The organism is Longimicrobium sp., assembly GCA_036389795.1.
Classification (GTDB): domain Bacteria; phylum Gemmatimonadota; class Gemmatimonadetes; order Longimicrobiales; family Longimicrobiaceae; genus Longimicrobium.
On sequence record DASVWD010000044.1, the window covers coordinates 1 to 6,654 of the forward strand.

Sequence of the window (6,654 nt, forward strand, 5' to 3'; positions counted from 1 at the left end):
TCCCTCACGCAACTGCAGGGAGCCGGGAGAGGGTTGCCGCTCCAAGGCGGCGGGTGAGGGCCCCGCGGGCGAGGACCCCCGCGGCCGGGACTGGCAGCGGTCTTGCCACCGCCCGTAGAATCTGGCGGGCCGCGGACGGACCCCGGACCCGGCCTCGGGTTTATCAGCGGCCTTTGCGGGCGGTGCCTCCCCAAACCAGAGCAGAAAGGGCCGGAAAGTGGCGGTGAGCGACGAAGCAGCGATTATGACCAACCCGCTCCTGGCGCGGGAGCTCCCCATTCCCTTCGACCGGATCGCGGTCGAGCACGTGGTCCCGGCCTTCCGCCAGGCGCTGGCCGAGGCCGAGGCCGAGGTGGAGGCGCTCGTCGCCGACACCGGGCCGCGCACCTACGAGAACACCGTCTGGCGGCTGGAGGAGATCGGCGAGCGGCTGGGGCAGGTGGTCCGCCCCGTGGGCCACCTGATGGCGGTGATGAGCTCGCCCGAGCTGCGCGCCGCGTATGAGACGGTGCTCCCCGAGTACTCCGCGTTCGCCGCGCGCCTGCCGCTCAATCCCGGCCTCTGGCGCGCCGTGCAGGGCTACGCCGCCAGCGGCGAGGCGCGCTCGCTCACCGGCATCCGCAGGCGCCACCTGGAGAAGACGGTGCGGGGCTTCCTGCGCGCCGGCGCCGACCTGGACCCCGCGCGCAAGGAGCGCGTGGAGGCCATCAAGGTCGAGCTCTCGCGCATCCTCACCGACTTCTCCAACCACGTCCTGGACGCCACCAACGCCTGGGACCTGGTGCTCACCGACGAGGCCGACCTGGCGGGGCTCCCCGCCTCGGCGCGGGCCCAGGCGCGTGCGGCCGCCGCGGCCAAAGGGGTCGAGGGGTGGCGCTTCACCCTGCACCACCCCTCGTGGCACCCCTTCGTGCAGTACGCCGACCGCCGCGACCTGCGCGAGGCCATGTGGCGCGCCTACATGAACCGCGGCTCGGAGCCGCCGTACGACAACCGCCCGATCATCCGGCGGGTGCTGGAGCTCCGCCGCGAGCTGGCGCACCTGCTGGGCTACCGCGACTGGGCCGACTTCGCCCTCGAGGAGGCGATGGCGAAGACGGGCCGGCGCGCCGTGGAGTTCGAGCGCGACCTGGCCGGGCGCACGCGGCCGCACTGGGAGCGAGAGAGAGCGGCGCTGGAGGCCTTCGCGCAGGGCGAGCTGGGGCTGGAGCGGCTGGAGGCGTGGGACCTGTCCTGGGCCACCGAGAAGATGCGGCTGGCGCGCTACGACCTGGACGCCGAGGCGCTCCGGCCGTACTTCCCGCTCGACCGGGTGCTGGCGGGGCTCTTCGAGATCGTGCGCCGCCTCTTCGGGGTGGAGGTGCGCGAGGCGCCGGAGCTCCCCGTCTGGCACCCGCAGGTCGCCGCCTACCGGGCGCTCGGCGAAGACGGCGAGGTGCTGGGCACGTTCTACATGGACTGGTTCCCGCGCGAGTCCAAGCGGGCCGGCGCGTGGATGAACGGCCTGGTGGTGGGCCGCCCGGGCGGCGCCGGGGGCGGGCGCGTCCCCGCCGTGGCGCTGATCGCGGGGAACGTGTCGCCGCCCGAGGGGGGCCGGCCGGCGCTGCTCACCCACCGCGAGGTGGAGACGGTGTTCCACGAGTTCGGGCACCTGCTGCACCACCTGCTCTCGCGCGTGGAGGTGCCCTCGCTGGGGGGAACGCACGTCCCCCCCGACTGGGTGGAGCTGCCGTCGCAGATCATGGAGAACTGGACCTGGGAGCGCGAGGCGCTGGACCTGTTCGCGCGCCACTGGGAGACGGGCGAGCCGATCCCGGAGGAGCTGTACCGCAAGATGATGGCGGCGCGCACCTTCATGGCGGCGCACCACCAGATGCGGCAGCTCTCCTTCGGCACGGTGGACCTGGACCTGCACGTGGAGTACGACCCGGCCTCGGGCGAGGACCCGGTGGAGCGGGCCAAGCGGGTGCTGGGCCGCTTCCAGCACCGCCCCGAGTTCGCCGACGACCACTTCATCACCGGCTTCTCGCACATCTTCGCGGGGGGCTACGCGGCCGGCTACTACAGCTACCTGTGGTCCGAGGTGCTGGAGGCCGACGCCTTCACCCGCTTCGAGCGCGAGGGCCTCTTCAGCCGCGAGGCGGGCCGCGCCTTCGTGGACAGCGTCCTCTCGCGCGGCGACGACACCGACCCCGACGAGCTCTTCCGCGAGTTCATGGGCCGCGACCCGGACCCCGAGGCGTTGCTGCGGCGGAACCTGGGGAGTGCGTGAGTGCGGAAGTACGAGAGTACGGAAGTACGGGGTACGGAGTACGAGGTACGAAACACCGCTCCCGTAGGGGCGAGGCCTGCCTCGACCGTCGGAATGCCGGGCTCGCGCGCGGCAGGCGGCCTGTTGCGCTGATGCCGCCCGTGCTCGGACTCGCAGGCTCGCCCCTATGAAACACCTCGCGTTGAGAACCATGAGCGCGCAGAAGCCCCTCTCCCGGTCCGCCGGGAGAGGGGCTTTCTTCGCCGATGCCGAACCTGCTCACAGGCGCACGAGCTGGCCGCCGTAGTGGACGTTGGCGCCGACGGCGGCGATCATCACCAGGTCGCCGCTCCCCAGGCGCACGGTGCCCGCCTCCAGGTCTTCGGCCAGCAGGATGAACATCCCCGCCGCCGAGGTGTTGCCGTAGCGGTCCACGTTGTAGGCCACGCGCGCCGGGTCCAGCCCCGCCGAGGCGACGAAGCGGTCCATCAGCCGCTTGTTGGGCTGGTGGAAGTAGTAGCGCTTCACCTCGCCCGCCAGCTCCGGCCGCTCGGCCAGGAGCGCGTCGATCGTCTTCTGCATGAACACGCCGTAGCTCTCGGCCACCAGCTGGCCGTCCACCACGAAGGTGTTCTCGGCCGGGTTGGGCAGGCCCCGGTGCACCGGCCGCATGGCGCCGCCGGCGCGGCGCAGCACCAGCTCGGCGTAGTCGTTCCCGGAGGTGGAGGCCACGATCCCCTCGCCGGCCATCCCGTCGCCGCGCACCACCACCGCGCCCGCCCCGTCGCCGAACAGGTACATCGACAGGAACGCGCTCACTGGGTTGCGGCCGCCGCCGGGGTCGACCCAGCCGGTGTGCACCTCGCGGTCGAGCTGCGGCGAGGTGAGCGTGGAGCCGATCACCGCCACCGTGCGCAGGGCGCCGCTCCGGATCATCCGGTACGCCATGTCGAGCATGTACGGCGTGCCGCCGCACCCGTCGTCGATCACCAGCGCGTAGGCGTCGGGGCGGCACCCCAGGCGCCGGTGCACCTCCATGGCGTCGTGGTTGAAGTTCAGCCGGTCCGGGGTGCAGGTCACCAGGAACACGGCGTCGAGCTCCGCCGCCGGCAGCCCCGCCACCTCGAGCGCCTTCCTGAGCGCCACCTCGCACATGTCGGTGTTCGACGCCGGCTCGCCCGCGGTGAGCGGCGGCGCCACGGCCACTCCGGCCTCGGCGTCCACCTCCCACAGCCAGCGGCGCTCGCGGATGCTGGTCTTCTCTTCGATGCGCTCGGGGCTCCAGCCGGGGATCGCCTCGGCGATGCGCCGGTTGTCGACCACGCGCGTGGGGACGTAGGCGCCCGCCCCCACGATGCGGACGCCCCGGTACAGGGCGTTCGGGAAGTGGACCATGGTTCTGTTCTCCTCGGATCTATGCCGTCACCGCCGACAGCCGGCGGATTCGCTGGGTCAGGCCCGCGGCTCTAGCGTCGCGCGGACGGCCGGCGGGAAGGCAACCGCGGTGCCGGAGCCGGCGCGGGAAGGCTGCGGACGGCGCATCTCGTTCCATGGTAAACGTTTTCATGGGACCGCAGTGCGGCGCCGCGGGGACAGCTTCGCCCCGGAACTGGGACACCCGGGTCGCAAAAGTGAGGCGGACGTGTCCCAGGCAGGGAGGAGGGGAGGTCTTTCAGGCACGAAACGACCCTCTCCCGCGGTCGGGGAGAGGGTCGGCGGACGCGGCGGGGACACCGCGTCCGTGGCGAGGACCGGGTCAGTCGATCGTGGCCAGCTCGGCCGCCTGCTGGGGGGTCATCACGGGGTGGCGGGCGTCGCGGAAGGTCTCCAGCACCGCGATCAGGCGGTCGACATCGGCCTCGTTGCTGGCGATCCCCAGCGAGGCGCGCACGGCGCCCACCGCCTGGTCGCCCATGCAGTCGGAGAACTGCTGCAGGGTGAAGGTCTCGGGGGTGAGCGTCTGGATGCAGCGGAACGCCTCGTCGTCGTGGTACTCGAAGGCGAACTCGGCCGCGCCGGGGTTGCAGAAGAAGCCGGTGCGGATGGAGATGTTCGCCTCGTTGGTGCGCTGCTCCACCACGCGGAAGTCCACCAGCTCGCCCTCGGGGTCCAGCAGGTTGAAGGGCACCGTGCCGCCCCGCCGCTCCGTGTCCTGCGGGCCGTAGATGCGCACCAGCGGCGCGCCGCTGGAGTGGCGGAGCCCCTTCAGCCGCTCCAGCAGCAGCGCGGTGTGCCGCATCACGTGCCGGTTGATGCGCTCGATCCCGATCTCCGCCAGGAAGTCGAGCCCCGCCGAGGCGGCCGCGATCCCCAGGTAGTTGGGGGTGCCGTCCTCGAAGGAGCGCCCGGTGACGTGCGAGAGGTGCAGCCGGTTCTGCGCCGACACGAAGCGCACCGTGCCCCCCGAGAACCAGGGGCGGTGCAGCTCGCCCATCGCGTTCTTCCGCACCACGAGCGCCCCCACGCCGGTGGGGAAGCCGAACATCTTGTAGAACGAGAGGCAGACGAAGTCGGGGGTGCAGCGGCTCAGGTCCAGCCGACTGGTGGGGACGAAGGCGGCCGCGTCGAGCAGCACGTGGTAGCCGTGCTCCCGCGCCGTCTCGATCCACTCCAGCGGGTGCTTGACGCCCGAGAAGTTCGACTGCGCGGGGAAGGCGAAGAGGTTGGGCCTGGTACAGTCCGGGCAGGTCAGGTGCGCCTCCAGGTCGTCCACCCGCAGGTCGCGCCCCAGGGGCACGTAGCGCACCTCGGCGCCGCGGGCGGCCGCGTACTCGCGGATCCCGTTCACCGAGTTGTGGTTGTCGGCCGTGAGCAGGAACTGCACGCCCTCCTCCCACGGGTACGCCTCGGCCACCAGCTTGAGCGCGCCGCTGGCGTTCAGGGTGAAGGCGACCTCGTACGCCTCGGGGTCGGCGTTGAAGAAGCGCAGCACCTTCGCCCGCGCCTCCTCCACCTTGCGCGTGGCGGCCTGCGAGGTGGGGTTGCGCGAGTGCGGGTTGCCCAGGATGCTCCGGCACAGGTAGTCGGAGTGCGCGCGCACCTGGCTCTCGGCGTAGAGGCCCGCGCCGGTGTAGTCCAGGTACACGTGCCCCTGCGTGTCCAGCCGGCTGAACTCGCGCCGCCGCAGCTCGGCGAAGGTGTCGGTCATCTCGCTCTCCCCGTCGCTCCCGAAAGCGCCGCAACTCCGCGCCCGAGTGGCCCTTGCAGCGCACGGAAGCTACCTGCCGCAGCCCTCGCGGGCAAGGCTGCACCTCTGGTCGGCGAACCGGATGCAGATGCACGAGGCTCTCTTCTCTGGCTGGAAATTCCCCACTTCATGGTTGATTTTCAACCACCGTATGGTTAATTTGCATGGACCAGGAGGAAGAATTCCATGTATCCGCGTCACCTCGAAAGCTGCCTTCGTGAAGCGCTCTCCGACACACCGGTGGTGCTCCTGAACGGAGCGCGGCAGGTGGGGAAGAGCACGCTCGTGCAGTCGCTCGACTCCGACGCGTTTTCCGCGCGCTACCTGACGCTGGACGACGCGTCGGTCCTCTCCGCCGCCCGGACGGCGACGGAGGACTTCGTGGCGGGGCTCGACGGGTCCACGATCCTGGACGAGGTGCAGCGCGCGCCCGAGCTGTTCGTGGCGCTCAAGGCGGCGGTGGACCGCGAGCGGCGTGCCGGACGCTTCCTGCTCACGGGCTCGGCCGACGTGCTGATGCTGCCGCGGGTCTCCGAGTCGCTCGCCGGACGGATGGAGGTGCTCACCCTGTGGCCGCTGTCGCAGGGGGAGATCGAGGGAGCGCGCGAGGGGTTCGTGGACGCCCTGTTCTCCGGCGGGGCGCTCACGCTCCCGGCCGACGCGGCCATCGGACGTGACGAGCTGGCGCGCCGCGTGGTCTCGGGCGGGTATCCGGAGGTGCTGGCCCGCGACGCCGCGCGGCGCCGGCGCGCGTGGTTCGGCTCGTACATCACCACCATCCTCCAGCGCGACGTCCGCGACATCGCCAACATCGACGGATTGGCCGAGTTGCCGCGGCTGCTGGCGCTGCTGGCCGCGCGGACCGGCACGCTCCTCAACTTCTCCGAGCTCTCCCGCAGCAGCACCCTCCCCCAGAGCACCCTCAAGCGCTACATGGCCCTGCTGGAGATGACGTTCCTGGTGGGGACGGTCCCCGCGTGGTCGGGAAACCTGGGGAAGCGGCTGACCAAGTCGCCGAAGGTGCTGCTCTGCGACACCGGGCTCGCGGCCTACCTGCTGGGGCTGGACGGGCCCGGCGGCCCCGACGCGCTCTCGGCGTTCGGCGGGCTGCTGGAGAGCTTCGTGGCGATGGAGGTGCGCAAGCAGCTGGCCTGGAGCCACGCGCAGCCGCGCCTGTACCACTTCCGCACCCAGGCGGACCAGGAGGTGGACCTGG

The 6,654-nt window shown here is 71.7% G+C and carries 4 protein-coding genes; 2 read left to right on the plus strand and 2 right to left on the minus strand.

What is annotated here, in order from left to right; genetic code table 11:
• Positions 1–223 precede the first annotated feature (223 nt).
• Positions 224–2,272 carry a M3 family metallopeptidase gene (locus VF746_05115; GenBank protein HEX8691775.1) on the plus strand — a complete coding sequence of 683 codons (2,049 nt, stop codon included), beginning with the start codon at positions 224–226 and terminating at the stop codon, positions 2,270–2,272.
• 258 nt (positions 2,273–2,530) lie between these two features.
• On the opposite strand, the gene VF746_05120 is transcribed toward VF746_05115, so the two are convergent.
• A complete protein-coding gene (locus VF746_05120) occupies positions 2,531–3,646 on the minus strand; it encodes a ketoacyl-ACP synthase III (GenBank protein ID HEX8691776.1) in 1,116 nt (371 codons plus the stop codon).
• A 361-nt stretch (positions 3,647–4,007) separates the two neighbouring features.
• Complete coding sequence (locus tag VF746_05125; GenBank protein HEX8691777.1) at positions 4,008–5,399, minus strand: aminotransferase class V-fold PLP-dependent enzyme; 1,392 nt, start codon at positions 5,397–5,399, stop codon at positions 4,008–4,010.
• Between the two features lie 279 nt (positions 5,400–5,678).
• Between VF746_05125 and VF746_05130 the strand changes: the two genes are divergently transcribed.
• On the plus strand, positions 5,679–6,654 hold a 976-nt coding region (locus tag VF746_05130; protein ID HEX8691778.1), incomplete at its 3' end, for an ATP-binding protein.